This is a genomic window from Cerasibacillus sp. JNUCC 74, from assembly GCF_053667775.1.
Genome location: NZ_CM132207.1, coordinates 1 through 24740, shown reverse-complemented (window position 1 = coordinate 24740; position 24740 = coordinate 1). Strand labels below are relative to the sequence as shown.

At 37.4% G+C, this 24740-nt stretch carries 17 protein-coding genes, 1 pseudogene and 1 other annotated feature; of the genes and pseudogenes, 4 read left to right on the top strand and 14 right to left on the bottom strand.

The genetic code is table 11. From position 1 onward, the window contains the following. Positions 1 to 254: 254 nt before the first annotated feature. From serS to guaB, 5 genes are all read right to left on the bottom strand, one after another. Positions 255 to 1529, bottom strand: a complete 1275-nt coding sequence (gene serS / locus JNUCC74_RS00090; protein WP_454066475.1) for a serine--tRNA ligase — start codon at positions 1527 to 1529, stop codon at positions 255 to 257. A 54-nt stretch (positions 1530 to 1583) separates the two neighbouring features. Then, positions 1584 to 1805, bottom strand: a binding site (T-box leader). A 56-nt stretch (positions 1806 to 1861) separates the two neighbouring features. Next, a complete protein-coding gene (gene pdxT / locus JNUCC74_RS00085; protein ID WP_077318884.1) occupies positions 1862 to 2437 on the bottom strand; it encodes a pyridoxal 5'-phosphate synthase glutaminase subunit PdxT in 576 nt (191 codons plus the stop codon). Between the two features lie 17 nt (positions 2438 to 2454). Beyond that, positions 2455 to 3339, bottom strand: a complete 885-nt coding sequence (gene pdxS / locus JNUCC74_RS00080; RefSeq protein WP_454066474.1) for a pyridoxal 5'-phosphate synthase lyase subunit PdxS — start codon at positions 3337 to 3339, stop codon at positions 2455 to 2457. Positions 3340 to 3363: 24 nt separating this feature from the next. After that, complete coding sequence (locus tag JNUCC74_RS00075) at positions 3364 to 4695, bottom strand: serine hydrolase (protein WP_077318882.1); 1332 nt, start codon at positions 4693 to 4695, stop codon at positions 3364 to 3366. A 566-nt stretch (positions 4696 to 5261) separates the two neighbouring features. Then, entirely contained in the window at positions 5262 to 6731 is a 1470-nt protein-coding gene (gene guaB, locus JNUCC74_RS00070; protein ID WP_454066473.1) for an IMP dehydrogenase, read from the bottom strand. Positions 6732 to 6942: 211 nt separating this feature from the next. Here guaB and JNUCC74_RS00065 point away from each other — a divergent pair, with 211 nt between their 5' ends. Then, positions 6943 to 7896: a YaaC family protein gene (locus tag JNUCC74_RS00065; RefSeq protein WP_077318880.1), complete on the top strand. Its 954-nt coding sequence runs from the start codon at positions 6943 to 6945 to the stop codon at positions 7894 to 7896. A gap of 11 nt (positions 7897 to 7907) precedes the next feature. On the opposite strand, the gene JNUCC74_RS00060 is transcribed toward JNUCC74_RS00065, so the two are convergent. Continuing rightward, on the bottom strand, positions 7908 to 8972 hold the full coding sequence (locus JNUCC74_RS00060; RefSeq protein ID WP_454066472.1) for an HD-GYP domain-containing protein: 1065 nt from the start codon (positions 8970 to 8972) through the stop codon (positions 7908 to 7910). Positions 8973 to 9227: 255 nt separating this feature from the next. On the opposite strand from JNUCC74_RS00060, the gene JNUCC74_RS00055 reads away from it, so the two are divergent. Further along, positions 9228 to 11123, top strand: a complete 1896-nt coding sequence (locus JNUCC74_RS00055) for an IS1182 family transposase (protein ID WP_454066471.1) — start codon at positions 9228 to 9230, stop codon at positions 11121 to 11123. On the opposite strand, the pseudogene gyrA reads toward JNUCC74_RS00055, so the two are convergent. From gyrA to yaaA, 5 genes and pseudogenes are all read right to left on the bottom strand, one after another. After that, positions 11049 to 13505 (bottom strand): annotated as a pseudogene (gyrA, locus tag JNUCC74_RS00050) (DNA gyrase subunit A); the annotation flags it as partial. The gene JNUCC74_RS00055 and the pseudogene gyrA sit on opposite strands and share 75 nt — an antisense overlap. A 195-nt stretch (positions 13506 to 13700) precedes the next feature. Beyond that, positions 13701 to 15626: a DNA topoisomerase (ATP-hydrolyzing) subunit B gene (gene gyrB, locus JNUCC74_RS00045; RefSeq protein WP_454066470.1), complete on the bottom strand. Its 1926-nt coding sequence runs from the start codon at positions 15624 to 15626 to the stop codon at positions 13701 to 13703. A gap of 16 nt (positions 15627 to 15642) precedes the next feature. Beyond that, positions 15643 to 15942 carry an extracellular matrix regulator RemB gene (gene remB / locus JNUCC74_RS00040; RefSeq protein ID WP_454066469.1) on the bottom strand — a complete coding sequence of 100 codons (300 nt, stop codon included), beginning with the start codon at positions 15940 to 15942 and terminating at the stop codon, positions 15643 to 15645. A gap of 16 nt (positions 15943 to 15958) precedes the next feature. Then, positions 15959 to 17071 carry a DNA replication/repair protein RecF gene (recF, locus tag JNUCC74_RS00035; protein ID WP_454066468.1) on the bottom strand — a complete coding sequence of 371 codons (1113 nt, stop codon included), beginning with the start codon at positions 17069 to 17071 and terminating at the stop codon, positions 15959 to 15961. Between the two features lie 193 nt (positions 17072 to 17264). Next, complete coding sequence (gene yaaA / locus JNUCC74_RS00030; RefSeq protein WP_077318874.1) at positions 17265 to 17492, bottom strand: S4 domain-containing protein YaaA; 228 nt, start codon at positions 17490 to 17492, stop codon at positions 17265 to 17267. Positions 17493 to 18263: 771 nt separating this feature from the next. Here yaaA and JNUCC74_RS00025 point away from each other — a divergent pair. After that, entirely contained in the window at positions 18264 to 19547 is a 1284-nt protein-coding gene (locus JNUCC74_RS00025) for an IS110 family transposase (RefSeq protein WP_454066268.1), read from the top strand. A 211-nt stretch (positions 19548 to 19758) separates the two neighbouring features. Continuing rightward, the gene (locus JNUCC74_RS00020; RefSeq protein WP_454066267.1) at positions 19759 to 19914 is read left to right on the top strand and encodes a hypothetical protein; all 156 of its coding nucleotides are present in this window, start codon (positions 19759 to 19761) and stop codon (positions 19912 to 19914) included. A 277-nt stretch (positions 19915 to 20191) separates the two neighbouring features. On the opposite strand, the gene JNUCC74_RS00015 is transcribed toward JNUCC74_RS00020, so the two are convergent. From JNUCC74_RS00015 to dnaA, 3 genes are all read right to left on the bottom strand, one after another. Next, positions 20192 to 21348, bottom strand: a protein-coding gene (locus JNUCC74_RS00015; RefSeq protein ID WP_454066467.1) for an IS3 family transposase whose coding sequence is annotated in 2 segments (ribosomal slippage) — positions 20192 to 21108 and positions 21108 to 21348 — 1158 coding nt in all. Because the reading frame shifts where the segments join, the coding sequence is not laid out codon by codon here. 366 nt (positions 21349 to 21714) lie between these two features. Continuing rightward, a complete protein-coding gene (gene dnaN, locus JNUCC74_RS00010; RefSeq protein ID WP_077318873.1) occupies positions 21715 to 22851 on the bottom strand; it encodes a DNA polymerase III subunit beta in 1137 nt (378 codons plus the stop codon). Between the two features lie 548 nt (positions 22852 to 23399). Beyond that, positions 23400 to 24740 (bottom strand): chromosomal replication initiator protein DnaA, encoded by a 1341-nt coding sequence (gene dnaA / locus JNUCC74_RS00005; RefSeq protein ID WP_454066466.1) that lies wholly within the window; start codon positions 24738 to 24740, stop codon positions 23400 to 23402.

The window sequence follows — 24740 nt, the reverse complement described above, 5'->3', positions numbered from 1 at the left end:
GTGAGAATCTTACGGCACCTTACATGCGGGATAAAGTGAAACTTCATTCCATGGAATGCTTTTTACACGGAATGTTAGTACCACAAGGGTATGACCTAAAGGCCCTTGAACTTATCGGGCATTTAGGTGCCGTTTTCCCCTACTTTGACCCTTTGTATCAACTAAAGGCTCTTGAAGCAGGAGTCTTACGGCACCTTACATGCGGGATAAAGCCTAAAGTTTTATACTTTCCTATAGTGTAAAAAAATGTTTCCTTATTTCATTATTTCCCTTCCACCCATGTATGGACGTAATGCAGTAGGGATAATAACCGTACCATCCTCTTGCTGGTAGTTTTCTAAAATAGCAGCTACCGTACGGCCGACTGCTAAACCAGAACCATTTAATGTATGAACAAATTCCGGTTTTGCTTTAGCTTCTCTTCGGAAACGAATATTAGCACGTCTCGCTTGGAAATCTTCAAAGTTAGAGCAAGAAGAAATTTCCCGATACGTATGCTGACTAGGAATCCATACCTCAATATCATATTTTTTACTGGCTGTAAATCCTAAATCACCTGTACACATACTCATCACTCGATATGGTAATTCTAACAGCTGGAGTACCTTTTCTGCATGTTTTGTCAATGCTTCAAGCGTTTCATAAGAGTCTTCTGGTTTAACAAAGTGGACAAGCTCCACTTTATTGAATTGATGTTGACGAATTAATCCTCTTGTATCCCTTCCGGCAGAACCCGCTTCAGAACGGAAGCAGCTGCTAAATGCTGCATATTTTTTCGGTAAATCATCTGCTTTTAAAATTTCGTCTCGGTAATAATTAGTTACAGGAACTTCTGCTGTAGGAGCCAAGAAATAATCCCAGTCCTCCAGCTTAAATACATCTTCTGCAAACTTTGGCAATTGGCCGGTCCCCGTTAAACTAGCTCGATTAATGATTTGTGGTGGCAACATTTCCTCATAGCCATGCTCATCTACATGTAAATCCAACATAAAATTCCACAATGCCCGTTCTAAACGTGATCCTAACCCTTTATAAAATACAAATCGGCTGCCAGTTACTTTACCTGCACGTTCAAAATCGACTATATCCAAATTAGTAGCTATATCCCAATGCGGTTTCGGTTCATATGAAAATGGTGGCAAGGTTCCCCATTTCCGTATTTCTACATTTTCTTCTTCATCTTCCCCAATTGGTACACTTTCATGAGGGATATTCGGGATAGAGAGCATAATATGTTCCAGCTCATCATTAAATTCCTTCAATTCCTTATCTAGTCTGGCAATTTCATCACCAACTTCGCGCATCGCTTTAATTGCCGGTTCAGCATCTTTCTTTTCCCGTTTTAATACAGAGATTTGCTTCGACGTTTCATTTCGCTTTGCTTTTAATTGCTCCGTATCGGCAATAAGCTGACGTCGTTTTTCATCAAGGTCGCCAAACCGATGGAGCTCGGATAAATCCTCTCCTCGATGCTGTAATTTTTGCTTTACTTCTTCCAAATGATTACGTAAATATTTCATATCCAGCATATACTCGTTCCTCCTTTATTTTTCTTAACAAATCAAAAAACTCCCGTCCCTAAAAATAGGGACGAGAGTATAATTCCCGCGTTGCCACCCTGATTGAAGAATACATATTCTTCCGGCTTCATGTTGTAACGGTACGCAAACCGGGTTTATTTACTATCCAAAGAATTCAATAAACCAGCTTAAGGACGGATTCATAGCTGTCTCACATCGATTCACACCAACCATCGACTCTCTTGGAGAGACATTACTATTACTGCTTCCTGTCATCACTTTTTATTATTATCTTCTATCATAACCGATTTTTTATGCTTATGCAACTATCGCCAATAAATTTACGAAACCTCTTCCACCATGGTTATGAAATAAGCCAATAGTCGCTGATCATCCGTCAATTCTGGATGAAAAGCGGTTGCCAAAAATGGACCTTGGCGAACTGCCACAATATGATCATGATACGTTGCAAGCACTTCAACAGCTGTTCCTACTTTTGTTACGTAAGGAGCACGAATAAATACAGCATTAAAATCATTGGCAATACCTGTTATTTCTAATTCTGCTTCAAAGCTTGCCACCTGACGACCAAAAGCGTTACGAGCAACTGTCATATCAATTAATCCAAGATGAGCTTGAGCTTGTCCTTCAATAGCTTTAGCCATTAAGATCATACCCGCACATGTACCAAAGATCGGCTTTCCTTGGTCGGCAAAATCCCGAATCGGGTCAATAAAACCGTAACTGTCGATTAATCGCCTAATGGTTGTACTCTCGCCGCCAGGTAAGATTAAACCATCTATTTCTGCCAGCTGTTCTTTTTGTTTTATCTCAACTGCCTCAGCGCCACATGCTCTCACAGCTCGAATATGCTCGCGAACAGCGCCTTGTAAGGCAAGTACACCGATGGTCGTCATAAAAAATTCCTTCTTTCTTACTCGCTCCGATCTTGCATACGATCATGAGCTTCTAGTGTACTCATTTCGATCCCCTTCATAGCCTCACCTAGATCCTTAGATAGTTCAGCTATTAATTTATAATCTTTGTAATGTGTTGTTGCTTCCACAATTGCTTTCGCATATTTAGCTGGATTGGATGATTTAAAAATACCAGAACCAACAAATATTCCATCTGCTCCTAACTCCATCATCAATGCGGCATCACTAGGGGTTGCAATTCCACCTGCAGCAAAGTTTACTACCGGCAAGCGACCTTCTTTACGTATCTCAAGCAATAGTTCAAATGGAGCACCGATCTCCTTGGCATATGTCATCACTTCATCTCGTGACATTGCAGTTAGCATACGGATTTCTGATTGTACTTGTCTCATATGCCGAACGGCTTCAACAATATTACCAGTTCCAGGCTCACCTTTCGTACGCAACATGGAAGCACCTTCACCAATACGGCGTGCTGCTTCGCCAAGATTACGGCATCCGCAAACAAATGGTACAGTAAAGTCTGATTTATTAATATGGTATATATCATCCGCAGGGGTTAACACTTCACTTTCGTCAATATAGTCAACACCCATTGCTTCTAATACACGAGCTTCTGTAATATGGCCAATACGTGCTTTTGCCATGACAGGAATGGATACAGCATTTAATACTTCCTCAGTGATCGTTGGGTCAGCCATTCGAGCTACACCACCAGCTGCTCGAATATCAGAAGGTACGCGCTCTAGTGCCATGACAGCAACTGCTCCTGCTTCTTCAGCTATCTTTGCTTGCTCTGCATTGACAACGTCCATAATAACGCCGCCTTTTTGCATTTCAGCCATTCCTCGTTTAACACGGTCTGTTCCTATATTAGACACTGAAAACTCCCCCTAAAGATTTATTTAAAATAGTCCTTTAACCCAGTCTACCACTGTATGGAATAAATCAGCAAAAAAATCACCAATTGCGCTCATTGTAAGCATAAACCAGTTTGCTTTTTCCACTGCCTGATCTGTTACAATATCTACCGTACTCTTACTATCATTTACAATATATCCATAGTCATTTTCGCCTTTATACGTAAGCTTGGCTACTCCAACTTTTTCACCTTTTTTAATTGGTGCCTTTAGTTTTCCTTCTTTATCCAGCTTGTCTTTATCAATCTTGTATTCTATGCGATACATATCTTTTTCATCCGGTTTAATCGGCAGAATGAATGCTTCACCAAGGGAAATACTTACTCTATCTTCTTTTCCTTTAGCAACTGGTAAAGATGTCTTGTCTTTTAATTGATATCCTGCTGGGAATAACTTAGTATTCTCAAAGTTCTGAAAGCCAAAGTCTAATAGTTTAGCAGTCTGCTCAAAGCGTTTCTTTTCACTTTTTGTTTTCATGACGACAGAAATTAATCGACGATCCCCTTTTTTGGCAGTCCCTGTAAAACTGTAACCAGCTAAATCCGTAAAGCCTGTTTTTAATCCATCAACACCTTCATAATAAAACTGCTTAAAAAATGTTGTATTATGCGACAACATATAATTTAAGTTTCGAAGTTCTTTTCCATCAAATGTTGCTGTTGGTTTACTGGATATTTCCAAAGCCTTTGGATAATCATTAATTAAGTGATAAGCCAATAACGCAGCAGATTCTGCCGAAAGAAGATTGGTCCCATTAGGATCTGTTCCTTTAGGGTAATTATCTCCTAACGATTTATTTTCAATCCCTGTGGAGTTAACGAATTTAAAATCCGGAAGCCCCATTTCTTTTCCCTTTTTATTCATCATTTTTACGAATTCACCTTCTGAACCTGCAATCAGTTCAGCTAAGGCAATCGTAGCTGCATTATCAGAAATAAGCGCCATCGCATGGTACAAATCTTTTACTGTATAATCTTTAGATTGTTTTAATCCAATTCCTGAAAAAGTAGAATCCGCAGAAATACTGTATGGATAGTCGCTAATCTGTGTTGTTGTATCCCAGCTGATTTGACCCTTTTCGACCGCTTCCCATACAAGATATTCTGTCATCATTTTGGTCATACTAGCTGGGGGAAGTGCTTTATCTGCATTTTTGGAAAATAAAATTTTACCTGTATTTGCATCTACTAAGATTGCAGATTCTGCTTCTAGTTCTACTTCTGCAGCCTGTAATTGATATGGCTGCGATAATATGGTCAGCATGACAACTGCTGCTGCTAGAAAAAATACGAAACTCTTTTTAAAAATATGTTTCACCTTCTTGTACCTCCACCCTGTAGTTTAACCTCTATGTCTATTTATGCACATTTATTCTTTATGAAAGTGCACTTAGTTATTTTACCATATAAAATAATAAAAAAATAGACGGGATTAACACCCCATCTAATATTTTCTTATACTTACTAGTACAAGTTACAAGAATTGCATGGCAAACTGTTGTAAAACACGGAACTTCATATACATAAAGACTTGGCTTATCGCCAAGTCTTTATGGCGACAGTTATTGTTTTCTTATACGATAAAGTGAAACTTCATTCAGTAGGAGTTTTCTTCCTTCTCCTACTGAATGTTAGTACCACAAGGGTATGACCTAAAGGCCCTTGAACCAATCGGGCATTTAGGTGCCGTTTTCTCCCACTTTGACTCTTTGCACAAACCCTGGTCTTGAAGTGGGAAACTTACGGCACCTTACATACGGGATAAAGCCTAAAGTTTTATACTTTCCTATAGTGTAATAAAGAATCTAACAAACAGGTAAGCAAATTAACTACAATATTAAAGGTAAAGTTACCCATTATGAAGGGCTCAAAAAGAGAGCGTCTTTACACAATATAGTTTGGAGCTTCTTTCGTAATTTGAACATCATGCGGATGACTCTCTCTTAATCCGGCGTTGGTAATTCGGATAAAACGACTATTATTGCGCAATTCATCAATTGTATTTGTACCACAATATCCCATTCCAGCACGTAATCCTCCGACTAATTGATGAACGGTATCTGCTAGAGGGCCTTTATAAGCAACGCGCCCTTCAATTCCCTCTGGAACGAGCTTTTTCGTTTCTGCATCTTCTTGGAAATAACGATCTTTTGAGCCTGCCTTCATCGCACCAACTGATCCCATTCCACGATAAACTTTATATTGTCTTCCTTGATAAATTTCAGTTTCCCCGGGGCTTTCTGTAACTCCTGCAAATATACTACCAAGCATAACAGCATGTGCTCCTGCAGCTAGTGCTTTCACAATATCTCCAGAGTATTTAATGCCACCGTCTGCAATGACAGGTACATTGTATTCAGCAGCAGCTCTTGCACAATCATATACAGCTGTAATTTGCGGAACACCGACACCCGCGATTACTCTGGTCGTACAAATAGATCCAGGGCCAATACCGACTTTAACAATCGATGCACCTGCTTCAATTAAAGCCGTCGTTGCTTCACTAGTAGCGACATTACCTGCAATAATATCTAAATTTGGGTAGGCTTTACGAACCGCCTTCACCTGATCAATGACGCCTTTTGAGTGACCATGAGCTGTATCAATTACAATAACATCAATACCTGCTTCAACTAGCTTTTCGATTCGTTTCATTGCATCAGCAGTAACTCCGACAGCAGCACCTACAAGTAGCCTTCCTTGTGTATCTTTGGCAGCATTCGGAAATTCGATAACTTTTTCAATATCCTTAATTGTAATAAGCCCTTTTAAAATGCCGTCCTCATCTACTAATGGCAGTTTTTCAATTTTGTATTGTTGAAGGATTTTTTCGGCTTCCGTAAGTGTTGTACCAACCGGTGCTGTCACTAAATTTTCACTCGTCATCACATCAGAAATGGATATGGAATAATCCTGGATAAAGCGGAGATCTCGATTTGTTAAAATACCTACAAGCTTTTTCTCCTCAATGTTGTTTACAATAGGCACACCTGATATACGAAATTTCCCCATCAAATGTTCAGCATCATATACTTGGTGTTCCGGTGTTAAAAAAAATGGGTTTGTAATAACACCGCTTTCCGATCGTTTTACTCGGTCTACTTGCTCAGCCTGCTCCTCTATGGACATGTTCTTATGAATAATACCAATTCCACCTTGGCGAGCCATAGCGATGGCCATCGACGCTTCTGTAACAGTATCCATTCCTGCACTGAGAAGTGGAGTATTCAACTTGATGTTCTCTGTTAACTGCGTACTGACATCAACATCCTTTGGTAATACCTCTGATTTATCAGGAACTAATAACACATCGTCAAAGGTTAATCCTTCTTTTACAAATTTGTCCTTGCGCATGCTTATCCTCCTCTTTATTTTTGGTTACTTACTTAAGCTGTGATGTTTTTCCGTACATTACTCCATGTATGGTAATTTCGTACTTGCATACACTAGTAATACATCTATTTTTATATACAATACGCCAACCTATTAGGTTTTTCAAGTTGATTTCACTGGAATTAAAAAGTAATTCGATTCTAAATATTTTTATAGTTATGAGGTCATTACCATGGATATAGCTTATTTATTTATGTCTTACTTACAGTCACAACAAACAGCACAAACATTTTTATATCATTGTTATACACAACTAGAGGACGAAGATGCCGAAATAAAAAGCTATGAAAACTGTAATGCATTTATGTATTACTTAGATCACGGCATTCATTTTTATCGTCAAGGTGAGCAAACAGAACCATTTATGCAGCCGATTCTTTACTATTACGGGATGATCCATCTAATTAAGGCTTGTTTATTAACGAAACGTCCAAATTATCCTGAATCAACGAGTCTATTAGCTCATGGCGTTACTGCAAGAAAACGAAAAAAAAAGAATTATTCATTTATGAATGATGAAATAAAAGTGCAGCATAATGGGCTTTTCCCTTATTTCTGTGAACATTTATACAAGCAGCCTGTTCCATTTACAAAGCGTACAATGCAAGGGTTATTAGCGCTCATACCAGAAATAAATCCATTATTTATTTTTCAAAATCAAGCAAAATTGATCGTTGTTGGAAAACAATATTCACCGCTTTTAGAGTTCCCGGTTAACCTGTTAGATAATTATCATCTTACTGATCAGGCATTTATTCGTCGAGTGGAAGCTTATCTTCCTCCTATCAAATACGTAGATATAGATAAACAGATGATTCGTATGGAGGTAGCTTATCCAATCACCGAAGCTAATGGACCTTTCTTTATGCATCAGCAAACGAAAGAATTATATTTCCCGTTAGATAGGGAAAACTTTTTACCAATTCATGAAGTAATGATCCATTATCTGCTGCTGTACAACCTAAGTATGCTATGCCGCTATGAAACGGAGTGGTGGGGGGATTTATTTGTTAACAAACCAGATATAGACTTTCCGTTTATTTTACATTTTTTACAAATCACAGCTCATAAAATCCCCTCTTTATTGGCACATGAGCTATGGCAGCAGACAGGTAACAGTAAATAGAGAGTGCTCCATTACAATATTTCTTCAATAAACAGCTGTGGATGATTTTCTAAGGAGATAATTTGCTTGTTTTCATCTAATCGAATCATTGGACGCGTTGGTTTTTGTTCATCGGTAAAGACTATTTCACCAATTTGCTGATTAGATAGTTTCACCTTGGTACCAATGGAAAAACTAGCCAACCCCTTAATAAAATGTTGTACTATTTCAGGATCCAGCTTGCTAAATTGTTCTTTTCTCAACACTTCAACAACACGAAATGGGGATTGCTTGGTTTTATATAATCGCTCAGATGTCATCGCATGGTACGTATCAGAAACAGCTATTATTCGGGCAAAGCGATTAATTTTGTCTTTTTTGAGTCCAAGTGGATAGCCACTCCCGTCCATCCGTTCATGATGCTGTAAGATAGCTTGTTTTACTTCTTCTTTTAAGGCTGGCAACTTTTCTACATATCGATACGAATACATCGGATGTTTTTTTATTTGTTCCATTTCTTTTTCCGTAAGTTTGGATTGTTTTTGAATAATCGGTTGGTCAATACGGGCCATACCGGAATCGCTCAAAAATCCGCCTAAGCCGATTTGCAGCCATTCTCCCTTCGCATAATCCATTTTATAGCCTAGGTAAGCCGATAGCATAGCAACCGCTATATGGTGATGGTAAAAATAATCTTCTTTGTTTGCATAATGATGAAGTTTATAAACCGATTTTTCAATCTCATCCATTCTTTCCAATAATGGCAGTAAAAGTTCACGTACCACTATAATGTCTACATTAGCCCCGTTTCGCCATTTGTCAAAGAGTTCTCTATATCGCTTAATAACATAGCGATAATGTGCCTCTAACTCTAAAGAAGTCTTATTTTCTTTTGCTTCGTCTTGTTCTGGCCCAAAGCATTTGCCATCTGCTAACTTCGACGCAACTTCGACCGTATCAACTAAAAATTTGCCTAAAATAATCCTATGTTCTTCTGTAAGCACCGTATTTTTTGGAATGATTGGTCGATTCGATTTCCCCTTCACATCACGAAGCAATATACAACCAGGAACAAGCTGCTTCGTTTCTACTCGCATATAAACTCCCCCTTAACACCATTATATTTTCTTATACGATAAAGCCTAAAGTTTTATACTTTTTTTCTATTGTGTAAAAAAAGATGAGGCTGGGACAAAACCCCACTAAATTAAAAAAATAAGCGTGGTACTCACCATCATAAAAGGTGAAGGTACCACGCTTATTTTTTGTTTAATATTCTTTTTAAAGTAAACAAAAAGGACACCATCTGATAAAATTAAAGTACCTACACAATAACTATCGGAGGTGTCCTTATGTTTAAACATTATACCATGAATCAAGTCATTTTACCGCTAGATTTAGAAATAAAATTACAAGAAAATGATATCGCCTATGCCGTGAATGATATAGTAGAACAAATTCCAGATGAAGCATTTGCTGATTTCTTACATGAAACGGGTTGTCCTGCTTATCATCCACGAATGATGATGAAGATTATTTTGTGTGCCTACACGCAATCTGTTTTTTCTGGTAGGAAGATTGAAGCGTTACTCAAAGATAGTGTGCGTATGATGTGGTTAGCACAAGCATATGAACCTAGTTATCGCACTATCAATCGTTTTCGTGTGAATGAAGAAGTCAAAGAACTATTACGCCAGTGTTTCGTACAATTTCGCTGTCAGCTCGTTCAGGAGAAACTTATTGAAGAAGAAGCGATTTTTATTGATGGAACCAAAATAGAAGCGAATGCCAATAAGTTTACGTTTGTATGGCGTAAAGCGATTGAAAAATATAGTGCTAATTTGGTAGAAAAATCCAACCAAATGTACGATGAATTATTAGAAAACCAAATTATTCCGGAAATAGAACGAGAAAGTCTGGAGGAACTATCTACCGAAGAACTCACAAAAATAGTCGAAAAGCTAGATGAGAAAATTGAAGAATATGACAAAAGAATAGAAGCGAGTGAAGATGTAAGCAAACGGAAACAGCTTCGTTCAGAGCGCAAAGCACCAAAAAAACACCACAAACATTTCAAGGATTATTTAAAACGTAAACAGAAATACCAAGATGACATGGTAATCTTCGGAGAACGCAACAGTTATTCGAAGACGGACCATGATGCCACGTTTATGCGAATGAAAGATGATTATATGAAGAATGGCCAACTGAAAGCAGGTTATAATGTTCAGCTTGCGACAGAAGGACAATTTGCGCTCGCTTATGATGTATTTCCAAATCCAACAGATACACGCACGTTCGTTCCTTTTCTAGATAAAATCGAGAAAAGTTTCTTTGAGTTACCTAACTATATCGTCGCTGACGCAGGCTATGGAAGTGAACAAAACTATGAAGATGTCATCGAGAATCGAAAACGTATCCCGCTGATTACGTATAACCAATATCGAAAAGAGAAGAAAAAGAAATACAAGAATGACGCTTTTAATGTAGCGAATTGGGAATATCATGAAGAAGACGATTCGATTACCTGCCCAAATGATAAACAATTAACATTCCGTTACCTATCTAATCGAACAGATAAATACCGATTTACACGAACATTTAAAGTTTATGAATGTGAGGACTGTTTCGATTGCCCGTTGCGTTCCTTATGTACAAAAGCGAAAGAAGGAAATCATCGAAAAGTTTATTATAACGAAAAATGGGAACAACAAAAAGAATATGTAAGACAACAGCTTTCGAATAAAGAAACTGGTGAAATCTACGGAAAACGTAAAACTGATGTAGAGCCAGTCTTCGGATTTTTGAAGGCTAATTTGCGCTTCACTCGAATGTCAGTGAGGGGCAAAGAGAAAGTAGAAAATGAATTAGGTTTTGCATTCATGGCGGTGAACTTGAGGAAGTATATCGCTATGAACAGAAGCCAAACAATCGATAATGGAAATAATCCAACAAAAAATGGTTCCAATCATCAAAAACCGATGATCGGAACCATTTTTATTTATTCTCGGCTAGTTTTGTCCCAGCCTCATCTTTTTTATCATCTAGATTCTCATAGTTACAACTTAATTCTAATTCTTCTTTATAAAAACGAAAAATTACTCAAGCATATCCGTTTCACTTTAGCCCTCTTGATTTTCTTCGTTTGTTTCCTCATCATTTTCTTCCATTGTTTCTTCTGTCTCTTCTTGTTCTTCTTCATCCTGATCAATCCGGGCAACGGTGGCTACCTCTTCATCTTCATGTAAACGAATTAAGCGAACCCCCATTGTATTACGACCCGTTTCAGATATTTCTTGAACTGGAATACGGATAAGTACACCCGCAATTGTAATTAGCATCAAGTCTTCTTCACCTGAAACTGCTTTAACTGCTACAACTTGTCCGGTTTTCTCGGTTAGGTGACAAGTGAAAATACCCTTTCCACCACGATTTGTTACGCGGTATTCGGATTCTGGTGTTTGTTTTCCATAACCCTTACTTGTTACATGCAAGATTTTTACACCCGGTTGTAATATTTCCATCGAAACGACTTCATCATCTGCTCTTAAAGATATTCCTTTTACACCAGCCGCTGTTCTTCCCATTGGGCGAACTTGATCCTCTGGAAAACGAATGAGATAGCCATTTTTTGTGGCAATCATTATGTGCTTCGTTCCATCCGTTAGACGAACAGATATCAGCTCATCATTTTCACGAAGACCAACCGCAATTAATCCACCTTTACGGATATTGGCAAACTGGGAAAGAGAAGTACGTTTTGAAATTCCATACTTTGTCGTGAAGAATAAAAATTGATCTTCGCGATAATCGTTAACAGAAATTACCGCATTAACCCATTCATCTTTTTCAACTTGCAATAAATTAATGATTGGTATTCCTTTGGCTGTTCGGCCAAATTCCGGAATCTCATACCCTTTCGTTTTGTATACTTTTCCTCTATTGGTAAAGAATAGTATCGTATCATGGGTCGACGTTGATACAAGATGCTCAACGAAATCATCTTCATTCGTTCCCATCCCTTGAATTCCTCTGCCTCCACGCCGTTGCGTGCGATACGTGGAAGAAGGAAGCCGCTTAATATATCCCTTATGGGTAAGCGTGATTACGATACTTTCCTCAGGAATGAGGTCTTCGTCTTCAAAAAAGTCGGTGCCGCCAATGACAATTTCCGTACGGCGTGGATCATTAAATCGTTCTTTAATTTCTGTCAGTTCTTCACGAATGATCTCAAGTACTTTTTCCTCATCAGCTAGAATTGCTTTTAGCTCTTGGATTAAATCCTTCAATTCTTTATATTCATTTTCAATTTTTTCTCTTTCCAAACCTGTCAATCGTTGCAAGCGCATATCCAAAATTGCTTGAGCCTGCTTTTCAGACAGTTTAAACCGCTCCATCAAGCCATTACGCGCAATATCCGTAGTTTTTGAACTACGAATTAATTCAATGACTTCATCTAAATTATCTAAAGCGATTCGCAAACCTTCCAAGATATGTGCACGTGCTTCTGCTTTACGTAATTCAAAAGCAGTGCGACGTTTAATGATTACGATTTGATGATTTAAATAATGAGAGAGACATTGTTTAATATTTAACACTTTCGGTCGACCATCAACCAGTGCTAGCATATTAATACCAAAAGTAGTTTGTAAGGCTGTATACTTATATAAATTATTTAACACTACATTGGCATTGACGTCCCTACGCAATTCAATTACAACACGTAGTCCTTCACGATCAGATTCATCCCGTAAATCCGTAATACCTTCAATCCGTTTGTCGCGGGCTAGTTCAGCAATTTTCTCAATGAGCTTTGCTTTGTTTACCTGATAAGGTAATTCGGTTGCAATAATCACGGGCTTGCCGTTTGCCATTTCTTCAATCGATACCTTTGCTCGAACGGTTATCGAACCTTTTCCCGTTTCGTAGGCTTTACGAATACCACTTCTACCAAGTATTTGTCCGGCTGTTGGAAAATCAGGCCCGTGAATATAGTCTTCCATAAGCTCATCTATTGTAATATCAGGATCTTTACTTAATGCCAATACGGCATCAATTGTCTCTCCTAAGTTATGAGGAGGAATATTTGTTGCCATTCCAACCGCAATTCCAGAAGCTCCATTGACTAAAAGGTTTGGAAACCGGGCTGGAAATACAACAGGTTCCCTTTCCGATCCATCATAGTTATCTGTAAAATCAATCGTGTCCTTGTTTATATCTCGTAACAATTCCATGGCTATTTTCGACATTCTTGCTTCTGTATAACGCATAGCTGCTGCTGAATCACCGTCTACAGAACCAAAATTACCATGACCATCTACAAGCATATTACGATAGCTAAAATCCTGTGCCATTCGTACCATCGCTTCGTAAACAGCTGTATCGCCATGTGGGTGGTACTTACCAATTACTTCACCAACAATACGCGCAGACTTCTTATAAGCCTTATCTGCATGCATTCCTAAATCATTCATTGCATATAATATTCTACGATGAACAGGCTTTAAACCATCACGAACATCTGGTAACGCACGAGAAACAATAACACTCATTGCATAATCAAGAAACGATGTACGCATTTCCTGTCCAAGATTGATATCTTGAACTTTTGGACGTTGTTGATCCGCCATTGAACTACTACCTCCATTCACTCGCTAAGCGCCTAGAACTAGTTTTATCCTAGAAACTTAAGAAAGATCAATAGCGTAAGAGGCTTAGTAAAACCTAAAAATTTTTACAACGGAGCGACCTCTACGTTAAACACTTCTTAAGCCGTAAGACAAAAACTTTTATTCTATAGCAAACGTAGTGATTTTCAATTAACTTTAAATATCTAAATTTTTAACGTATTGTGCATTTGCCTGGATAAAGTTTCTTCGCGGTTCCACTTTATCCCCCATTAGTACATCAAAGATATGGTCTGCTTCGATAGCATCCGTCAACTCAACTCTTAAGAGAGTACGCGTCTCTGGATTCATGGTTGTTTCCCAAAGCTGGGCTGCATTCATTTCCCCTAAACCTTTATAACGCTGCAAGCCTGGCTTGGGAGCCTTTGGTAACTCAGCTAAAATCTGTTCCAATTCTTTATCGTTATAGGCATAATGAATTGCCTTTCCCTGCTGAATCTTATAAAGCGGAGGCTGAGCAATGTAAATATACCCATGCTCAATTAAAGGACGCATGTAGCGATAAAAGAAAGTGAGCAATAATGTACGTATATGGGCACCATCAACATCAGCATCTGTCATTAATACAACTTTATGGTAGCGGGCTTTAGAAATATCAAAGTCTTCACTAATACCAGTACCTAAAGCCGTGATAATGGATCTCACTTCATTGTTAGATAAGATTCTATCCAGTCGTGCCTTTTCCACGTTTAGAATTTTTCCGCGTAGTGGTAAAATAGCTTGAAAATGACGATCTCTTCCTTGTTTTGCTGATCCTCCAGCAGAATCCCCCTCAACGATATAAAGCTCACTAATAGATGCATCCTTGGAAGAACAGTCTGCAAGTTTACCAGGTAAGTTAGAAATCTCTAAAGCACCTTTTCTACGTGTTAACTCCCGTGCCTTCTTCGCTGCTGCACGAGCCCGTGATGCCATTAATCCTTTATCAACAATGATTTTTGCTACATCAGGATTCTCAAATAAAAACTTGGAAAATAATTCACTAAATACGGAATCGGTAACTGTCCGAACCTCACTATTACCGAGCTTTGTTTTTGTTTGACCTTCAAACTGTGGATTCGGATGTTTCACAGAAACGATCGCTGTTAACCCTTCACGAACATCTTCACCAGATAAATTAGGGTCATTTTCTTTAAACAAATTATTCTTTCTGGCGTAATCATTAATTACACGTGTTAAACCTGTTTTAAAACCCGATTCATGCGTACCACCTTCATACGTATGAATGTTATTGGCAAATGAATATAGGTTACTTGTAAATCCATCATTATACTGTATTGCTATTTCCACAGTGATACCCTGTGCTTCGCCTTCTGCGTAGAAAGGTTCATGTAGCACTTCTTTGTTCTGATTAATAAATTCAACGTAAGAGCTAATGCCACCTTCATAGTGATAGCTTACTGGCTCTCTGTCTGTCCGTTTATCTTCCAGCGCAATTGTTATTCCTTTATTTAAAAATGCGAGTTCTCTTAGTCGCTGTGATAAAATATCAAAGTTAAATTCTGTTGTCTCCGTAAAGATAGTAGTATCAGGTACAAAGTGAACGATTGTTCCCGTTATATCTGTTTTTCCAACAATCTGAATTTCACCTTGTGGAACACCTCTTTCAAAGGCTAAATAATGAATTTTATTATCTCTATGAACATAGACTTCTAATTTACTGGAAAGCGCGTTAACTACCGAAGCACCTACACCATGAAGTCCTCCAGAAACTTTATAACCTCCACCGCCAAACTTACCCCCAGCATGGAGAACGGTCATGATCACTTCTAAAGCAGGTCTGCCTGTTTTTTTCTGAATATCAACAGGAATTCCCCGTCCATTATCTTTAACTGTAATACTATTATCCTTTTCCACAATGACTTCAATGCGATCACAATACCCGGCTAAAGCTTCATCAATACTATTATCTATTATTTCCCAAACGAGATGGTGCAGCCCTTTCTCACTTGTAGATCCAATATACATTCCCGGTCGTTTACGAACTGCTTCTAATCCTTCCAGGACCTGAATTTGATCTGCATCATAGGCTTGTTCCTTCATGACTTTATCTTCCATCGACATGTTTTCACTTCCATTTCTATACTTCTTCCGAGTCCAATTCTTTTACATCGTCTGAAAAATCATTAAGCTTACTAATCGTTGAAATCATACTTGCTCGTTTTTTTAAGGTAGAGACTGATAAAGAGCTATAATAAATCAAATCTTTTGTTATCATAATCGATTTTGCAGCCTCCAATGGACCAACGATCTTTTGTTGCTTGCTTGATTCGGTTATCAATTCTTCCATGATCGTGGATGATGAAATTAAATGATAATCAATAATAGCTATAACATCACAGGAATGGATGACATTATTATTACCGATATGAATAAACATGATTATTCCCCCGAATTTAAGTTTCTACCTTGCCATCTTTAACATGAAAGATCGTAGCCTTATCAAGCGTTTCATGCTCAATACCGTCTACACTTGTTGTAGAGACAAAGGTCTGTACCTTTCCATGAATTGTATTTAACAAATGGGACTGTCGATAATCATCCAATTCACTTAACACATCATCAAGCAATAACACTGGATATTCGCCCACCTCATTATAAATTAATTCGATTTCTGCAAGCTTTATGGATAATGCTGTTGTACGTTGCTGACCCTGTGATCCATAGATTTGTACATCCTTGTTGTTAACGTAAAACAACAGATCGTCTCTGTGCGGACCAATCAATGTTGTACCTCGATCGATCTCTTTTTCCTCAATATCCCGAAATTTATGAACATATATATCTTTTATTTTCTCCTTCTTTGCGCCTTCTGATACTTCAATCGTAGGAGAATAGGTAATTTCCAGCGATTCAAGCTCCCGACTAATCCCGAAATGAATTGGACTTGCCCACTTTCTAAGTAAATCCAAAAAAACAAACCGCCTTTCAAGTAAGGTCGCGGCGTGTTCTACCAGCTGATCGGTTAAAACGTGTAGCATCGTTTTGTCCTGCTGTGGACGCTTTTGCAATTGTTTCAATAGATGATTTCGTTGTTTGAGGATTTTTTGATATTGTCCTAAATGATATATATATGTGGGTTGGATTTGGCCAAGCTCCATATCTATAAAACGTCTGCGAATTTGTGGCGGTCCCTTAACAAGTGTTAAATCCTCTGGGGCAAACATGACTACATTTAAAGCCCCTATATAGTCACTTAATCGCTTTTGTTCAATTCCATTTAGCTTTGCTTTTTTCCCCTTCGAAGAGATAATAATTTCTAATGGGAATGACCGATTTCGTTTAGAAACCTTACCATTTATTTTAGCATACGATTCATCCCACTTAATTAATTCCTTTTCCCTGGGCGTTCGATGGGATTTTGTAACAGCTAATAAATAAATAGCCTCCATCATATTGGTTTTTCCTTGCGCATTCTCACCAATAATTACATTGATCGTCTTATCAAATGATATATCTAATTCTTTGTAATTACGGTAATTTTTTAATTGCAATTGTTCTATATGCATGTTTCATCCTCTTTTAATCCCTGGGAATATTTCATGTGTGGTGTTTTACCGTATCTCAGGTGCTTATAAAATTCAACATTCAAAAGTTATACGTGAAGAAATTTCTAAGTAGAAAGATGTCAAAAAGTTCCTGCCAAATAAAGTTTTACTTGATTCCAAAGGGTACCCTGTCTAGGCGAAAAGAGGCAGGAATTTATGTACCTGCTTCTTTCACAACTTGGAAACGTCCTACATCATCTATTTCAATGATGTCATCCGGATATAACTTTTTCCCTCTTCGATGCTCTCGTTCTCCGTTTACTACGACACCTACGTCTTGTATATATCCTTTGATCATTCCGCCAGAATCAAAAATATTAATCAACTTGATAAACTGTCCCAACGGAATATAGTCTGTTTTAATTGTTATCTTCTCACACATGTAATCACTCATTTTCCTTGAAATTGCTTTATTTCAATCCACGCTCTTTTGTTTAAGATAATGATTATGCTTTTAAAGAAATATAAACTTTATCACGAAACCTAAAATATCTTCTATTCCTATTTTACTAAAGATTTGTCCTTATGGAAAGGTATCTCCCTTCTTTTATAAAATAAACGCTGAATTAGGCTTAAAATTACTTTTAAAGCAGTAATTTTATCGAACGAGAAGTTTGGTCTTAATAAGGTATTTTGAAAAACTTGTAGTTTTTCTTATATAGAACAAATAGCAAGTACTCGTTTAGTGACATACAAACTGGAGAATTTCTGACGAGATAAAGGGAAACTCCATACAGAAGTACTCCCCAATGAAAAAGAAGAATACTTTTTGAGCGTTCGAAGTAGTCTAATAAAGATAACCACAGTAAAGAAATAGATGTAATTTCTTAGTTATTAGAAATGAGGCTGGGACAAGACTAAAACAGCTGATTAAAAAGCGAACAAAAAATCGCCCTTGTGTATACGCAAGTTTTTAGCCTAGTCAACTTATGTAGACTCCTCTCGGGAATAGCTCGAGCTGAAGATCCCACAGGAAAGCGAAATATGTTGACATAGCAAGGATAGGGATTTTTTTACACTATAAGAAAGCATTCCTGTAATAAAGCAAAATGAGGATTGAATAAAAAAAGCCCCCTTGGTATGATACGAGGTGTCCTGATCACTGTAGTATGGTGTAAAAAGGACCCTTAAATTAGAACCAAGGAGGACTATTATGCATTATAAACAAAATGAAAAGATTTTACAACTTACCGAGCAAATTTTAATTGTTGGGGTTGATATTGCCAAAGAGAAGCACGTTGCCCGCGCTCAAGACTACCGAGGAATACAATACGGAAAAGCTTTGTATTTTGAAAATAGTTTTGAGGGGTTTGAAAGATTGGAGTGTTGGTTAAAAGAGTTAGCTACACAAAAGAATAAAAGTGATTGGATAATCGGTATGGAACCAACAGGTCACTATTGGCTTCCTTTAGCTTATTGGCTAATGGAAAAAGAGCTTAAAGTCGTAGTGGTAAATCCAGCGCATGTAAAAAAAACAAAGGAGCTAGATGATAATTCCCCAACGAAGAACGATGTAAAAGATGCCAGAGTGATTTCACGTTTAATTCAAGATGGTCGTTATTCTGAACCGCACTTACCAGCAGGAATCTATGCCGATCTTCGAGAAGGCATGAATATGTACGAGCAGTTAATGAAAGATCTTCAAGCTGTCCAAGGCCGTGTTCATCAATGGATAGATAGGTATTATCCGGAGTATCTGAAGGTCTTTGCGAATTGGGAAGGGAAAGCATCTATTCAAATATTAAAGATGGGGTTATTCCCTGAAGAAATTGCAGAGATGGATGAACATCAAATTTTGATAGAAATCCGTAAAGAAGTTAAAAGAGGAATTGGGTTAAAAAAGGTTCGACATCTAAAAGAGGTATCAAGTCAATCCGTAGGCATCAAAGAAGCAAGAAACATGGCAAGGGTGAAAATCGAGACATTAATGGATCAATACGCCCTCCTTCATGAAAAGATAAATCAAGTGTTGGAAATGGTAAAAGAACTTATTACACCAATTGCTGGGGTTAAAGAGATGACGGATATAAATGGAATAGGTGAAATCACAATCGCTTCATTCTTAGCACAAACTGGTGAACTAAATAAGTATACGCATCCAGAACAGCTCATTAAGTTAGCAGGGCTAAACTTAAAGTTAGCTACGTCGGGTAAATGGAAAGGCAAAACAGTTATTACCAAGAGGGGGCGTCCTAAATTAAGAGCCCTATTGTTTAAAGTCATTTTGCCTTTAGTCCATCATAACCCTGCATTTAAAGCGTTACATGAATATTTTACAACAAGAAAAGAAAATCCGTTAAAGAAAAAGCAATCCTTGATCGCACTATGTTGTAAGTTGATTCGAATTTTGTTTGCAGTAGGCACGAAGCAAATAGCATTTAGTCCAGAAAAGATGTTACGTGACATTCCGCATTTTCGAATACAGGATGTAGTCTAGAGACATAACGTTTCCCATGTATTAATGAGAATGTAAAACGTTTATTTTTAGAGGAATTATCCATAACAATGGAAGCACGGAGCAGCCGGCAAATTTTTATACAATCGGGCATGACCCTGTAAGAAAGCATCGCCGGCCCCACTTCATGGATAGACCGAACGAAGGAATGTATGCGCAGGTGACGCTGTGAGATGTGGGAGGTTTTGTCGCCATGAGTATTGTGGGAATAAAAGGTGCGAATATAGTATCAATCATTTCCATTTTTTTGAAAAAGAAAAAGGATGGCTTATTAAGTGCACCCTTTTCCATTAAAATCTCTCTAAGTCAGTTGGATATCCAGTATAATGTTATGAATAACTCAAAATAAATTATGAAATTCTAAGAAAAGCGAATAAAACTAGAGAAAACGTTAGTATATAGAGGGAGTATAAAATTTTGGATCTACGTCAATATTTAGGACACAAAAAAGTTAACTTTTTATTGCGCTTTGAAGCTTTACTTAAATATATATGTGAAGACTTGACATGGATCCTCTGTGGGTGTGGTGATTTGCGAAAGAAGAAAGGTTAGTAAAACACGCTAGGCAAAAGCCTACCACGCCCACCTCTCCAAGTAAAGCCGTGTTCTAATATTAATTGGTGCAGTTATGCTGCTTGATGGAGCGCTGAATCTTCCATCTCTTGTGGAGTCAGATAGCCAATGCTGCCATGTATTCTTTTACGATTATACCAACCTTCGATATATTTAAATAACTCTACTCTCGCAGCGTTGAAATCTAAGTATTGTACATGATTTACTTCTTCTTTCCTTAAAATTGCATGAAAAGACTCGATACAAGCATTGTCATAGGGTCTTCCCTTATGACTGAAGGAGTGCGTCATCTTATAGCTCTGAATCTTTTCTGCAAAGGCATCGCTTGTATATTGTGAACCTAAATCGGAATGGAACATGACGCCATCATTAGGTTTCTGTGTGACATAAGCATTTTCTAAAGCTTTCTCTACCAATTCAGTCGTCATCGAACGTCCAAATGAGTACCCAATCACCTTTCTAGAATGCAAGTCTAAAACAGATGCAAGGTAACACCAGCCATCACGCAGTGTGTGAATATACGTGATATCGCCAACCCATTTTTGGTTGATTGTTGTCGTAGAAAAGTCTCTGTTAATGATATTTTCTCGTTCTTCCACCTTTTCTTTACTGGGTGTCGGACGGAATTTTTTAACGATAATAGAACGGATACCAGCTTTTTTCATGAAGCGTTGAACTCGCTTTAAACTGATTTTGTAACCTTGTTTTTCAAGGATTTCATGTATTTTTGGCGCACCATATCGTTTCTTACTTTCTTTATGAATCCGGACAATCTTTTCCGTGAACTCACGGTTCTCATGATCGCGATTCGACTCGGTCTTATTCAAAGATTGGTAGTAGGTACTTTTCGGTATATCAAGCATTTCGCACATGGTACGAACGGGATAATCATCTTTATGTTCTGTAATAAATTCAGTTAGTTCTGAGTCACTTACTTTCGAGCGAATATGGCCATAGCCTTTTTTAAGATTTCAAGCTCCTGTTTCAAACGAAGGTTCTCTTTTTCAATGGCATCGACTTCTTTTGGAGTGATCTCCTTACCGTCAGTTCCTTCAATTGGAGTTAAATCCTTAATCCATTTATAGATAGTTACATCTGATACGCCATACTCGCTGCTTAAATCTTTTACAGAATTTCCATATTGATAAAGATCAACAACCATCTTTTTAAAATCATCGTTATATCGTTTGCCATTATTTCTGGTACGCATGGGACACATCCTCCTTGAAATTCATTGTATAAAATTTAACTTAGATGTGTCCATGAAACTATACTAGCATCAATTTTTAGGCTTTATCGTATAAGAAAAACTAGCGCTTTCGCTAAAGACTTTGCGAAAAGCCAAGTTTTTCTAAACACAAACAAACCGAACAATTATAAAAGAATTGTTCGGTTCTTGCTATTTAGAATTGCATATGTCCCAGTCCTATATATTTCGCTTCTATTAGGGGGGATCTAAAAAGTTTGGCAAAAGGAAAACATCGTTAGCAACACATCACGGTTTTTCAAGATTGTTTTCGATCTTCATTGACCTTGGTCTTCCCACTTGAACACCCAACAGGAGTTTTGCGAGATTCTAAAATGTTCGAACTGGTAAAATAAGTTGCAATATGGAATCATCTTCTACTGGATGAATAATAAATGGTCGCATTGCACCAGTAAATTCAATCTTTACTTCATCATAGTCAATCGCTTTTAGTGCATCCATCATATATTTTGAGCTAAAAGAGATTTTTAAATCTTCCCCTTCCTTAGAAGAAATAGCTATCTCTTCTGTGACATTACCTACTTCCGGATGATTACTAGCTATTTCCACCATATTATTTTCTTTTGTTGTTAAACGAACCACATTATTTCGTTCTTCTCTTGCTAAAAGCGATGCTCGATCAATCGTATGCAATAATTCTTTCGTATTAAAATAAAGCACTGTTTTACTTTGTGTCGGGATTAAGCGGGATGTTTCCGGATAGTTTCCATCCAGCAAACGAGATAAAAACTGTAAACGTTTGGTTCGAAATAATATTTGGTTGCTTGTAACACTAATTTGGATTTTTTCTTCGCTGTCATCGATAATTTTATTCAATTCATTTAAACTTTTCCCTGGAACAACTACGTTGGAAAACTCAATTCCTGTTTCTGCGATTGGGACAGTACGGGACGCTAAACGATGACTATCGGTTGCTGAAAAAGTAAGGGTTTGATCCATCAATTTCATATTTACCCCGGTTAAAATAGGACGCGTTTCCATTGTTGAAACAGCAAACACGGTTTGTTTAATTAAACTTTTTAATAAGTCAATCGGGATTTCAAAACTATCTGCTGCTTGCAATGACGGAAGTTGCGGATATTCTAGAGCGTCTTGACCATTTAAATTAAATTTTGCCTTTCCTGAACGAATGGTTATTTTTAAATTTTCATCGGCTTCAATTTCTACTTTATTCTCCGGCAGTTTACGTACAATGTCAGGAAAGTATTTTGAATGTAATACAATACTGCCTTCTTCTATATAATCAATATAAACCATTCCATCTTCTTCAGCTGGAATATATGATTCAATTGAAATATCGGCGTCACTTCCAGTTAACGTAATCCCGTCTTGTCTAACTTCTAACTTAATACCTGTTAAAATCGGCACAACCGTACGGGGGGAAATAGCCTTCATTACATTTTGTACTGCTGTAAGTAATTGATCACGATCAATAATAAATTTCATGAAACAAATCCTCCTAATGGAAGTTTAAATTGATTAGTTATGGTGTTGCATATATTATATTAATTATTTTTAATAAAATAGTAATAATAGTAATAAGCCTTGTTAATATGTGGATAAGTGAAAAATATACAAACGAGACAAGTTATGCACATGTGGATAACTTGTACATAAGTGTGATTGACTTTTGCACATTGTGCACAACTAAATTTTATAAGCGCTGTTCAAAAAGTTCGGTAAAAACGTATCGAATTTTATTTTACATTAGGATGAATTATAATTTAACGATAAGTATCCGCATTTCTCTCCATTTAAACACTTTTATTGTTTAGGGTTTATGAAAGAGAAACGCCTATAAAGCTTATTTGGTTTAGCTGGCAGGGAAAGAAAGACTTCTTGATTAGATGTCGAACGTGAGAAAAAGCAACTATCTTTTTAACGACAAGAACACAAACGTCGACAGAGATACATTGCGCTTTTTCAAGAATGTTTGAATCATTAGCCCCTGACTTTGGATCTTTACCCCTTTTTTGAACACGCACTTCACGTACTTATAATGATTTTAATTGCTCTTTAATTTCCTCAATTTCTTTTGCTAATTGGGTGTCTTTTTCTACGAGCCTCGATATTTTTTCATGAGCATGGATGACTGTTGTATGATCACGTCCTCCAAACTCTTCACCAATCTTCGGTAAAGACAAATCGGTTAACTCTCTTGATAAGTACATAGCAATTTGTCGTGGAAAGGCAATTGACTTTGTCCGTTTTTTTGCTAAAAAATCTTCTAAACGAACATTATATTTTGCTCCGACCACTTCTTGAATGTTGGGAATTGTAATTGCTTTTGGTTTGTTGCTTGGAATAATATCCTTTAATGCATCCGCTGCAAGTGATGCATCAATATCTTGATTAACTAAAGATGAGTAAGCAACTATTCGGATTAAAGCACCTTCTAATTCTCGAATATTTGTATCAATCTGATTTGCAATATATAGCATGACTTCATTTGGTATATCTAAACCTTCTGCTTTTGCTTTTTTGGTAAGTATAGCAATCCGAGTTTCTAAATCTGGCGGAGTTATATCTGTAATAAGTCCCCATTCAAAGCGCGAGCGTAGCCGATCTTCTAAGGTAGGAATTTCCTTTGGAGGCCGGTCACTGGAAATGATGATTTGTTTATTGTCATCATGGAGTGCATTGAATGTATGGAAAAACTCTTCCTGTGTTGATTCTTTCCCTGCGATAAATTGAATATCATCAATTAATAATACATCGACATTACGGTATTTATTGCGAAAATTAACGGTTTTATTATCCATAATGGCGTTAATAAATTCATTCGTAAATTTTTCCGACGATAAATACACTACTTTTGCATTTGGATTATGATCTTGTACATAATGACCAATGGCATGCATTAAATGGGTTTTCCCCAATCCAACTCCTCCGTAAATAAATAACGGGTTATAAGCTTGGGCTGGCGCTTCCGCTACTGCTAAAGATGCCGCATGTGCAAATCGGTTTCCAGCACCAATGACAAATGTGTCAAAGGTATACTTAGCATTTAGCATTGATTTTGGCGATTCGTCATGATCAGTCGGCTTTCGTTTTGATGAGGTTTCCCTAGAATCATTTGTCGCTTTGGTGTTTGGAATAATAAACTTTGCAATAATTTCTGAACCGGTTATTTCCGTTAAAATATCAGAGATTAACTTCGTATATTGGTTTTCCAGCCAATCCCTAGCAAATTCATTAGGTGCAGAAACAATCAGAGTATTGTTTTCAATCGCTTCTGCTTTTGTGTTCTTTAACCACGTATCAAAGCTAGGCTTACTAATCTTTTCTTCAATTCTTTCAAGTGTTGCAACCCAAATCTCTTGTATATTTTCCAA

Excerpts from the sequence above, each read along its gene's own strand:
- serS (WP_454066475.1), bottom strand. The coding sequence starts at position 1,529 with ATGCTGGATATGAAATATTTACGTAATCATTTGGAAGAAGTAAAGCAA.
- pdxT (WP_077318884.1), bottom strand. The coding sequence starts at position 2,437 with ATGACGACCATCGGTGTACTTGCCTTACAAGGCGCTGTTCGCGAGCAT.
- guaB (WP_454066473.1), bottom strand. The coding sequence starts at position 6,731 with ATGCGCAAGGACAAATTTGTAAAAGAAGGATTAACCTTTGACGATGTG.
- JNUCC74_RS00065 (WP_077318880.1), top strand. The coding sequence starts at position 6,943 with ATGGATATAGCTTATTTATTTATGTCTTACTTACAGTCACAACAAACA.
- JNUCC74_RS00060 (WP_454066472.1), bottom strand. The coding sequence starts at position 8,972 with ATGCGAGTAGAAACGAAGCAGCTTGTTCCTGGTTGTATATTGCTTCGT.
- JNUCC74_RS00055 (WP_454066471.1), top strand. The coding sequence starts at position 9,228 with ATGTTTAAACATTATACCATGAATCAAGTCATTTTACCGCTAGATTTA.
- gyrB (WP_454066470.1), bottom strand. The coding sequence starts at position 15,626 with ATGTCGATGGAAGATAAAGTCATGAAGGAACAAGCCTATGATGCAGAT.
- remB (WP_454066469.1), bottom strand. The coding sequence starts at position 15,942 with ATGTTTATTCATATCGGTAATAATAATGTCATCCATTCCTGTGATGTT.
- recF (WP_454066468.1), bottom strand. The coding sequence starts at position 17,071 with ATGCATATAGAACAATTGCAATTAAAAAATTACCGTAATTACAAAGAA.
- yaaA (WP_077318874.1), bottom strand. The coding sequence starts at position 17,492 with ATGTGTGAGAAGATAACAATTAAAACAGACTATATTCCGTTGGGACAG.
- JNUCC74_RS00025 (WP_454066268.1), top strand. The coding sequence starts at position 18,264 with ATGCATTATAAACAAAATGAAAAGATTTTACAACTTACCGAGCAAATT.
- JNUCC74_RS00020 (WP_454066267.1), top strand. The coding sequence starts at position 19,759 with ATGAGTATTGTGGGAATAAAAGGTGCGAATATAGTATCAATCATTTCC.
- dnaN (WP_077318873.1), bottom strand. The coding sequence starts at position 22,851 with ATGAAATTTATTATTGATCGTGATCAATTACTTACAGCAGTACAAAAT.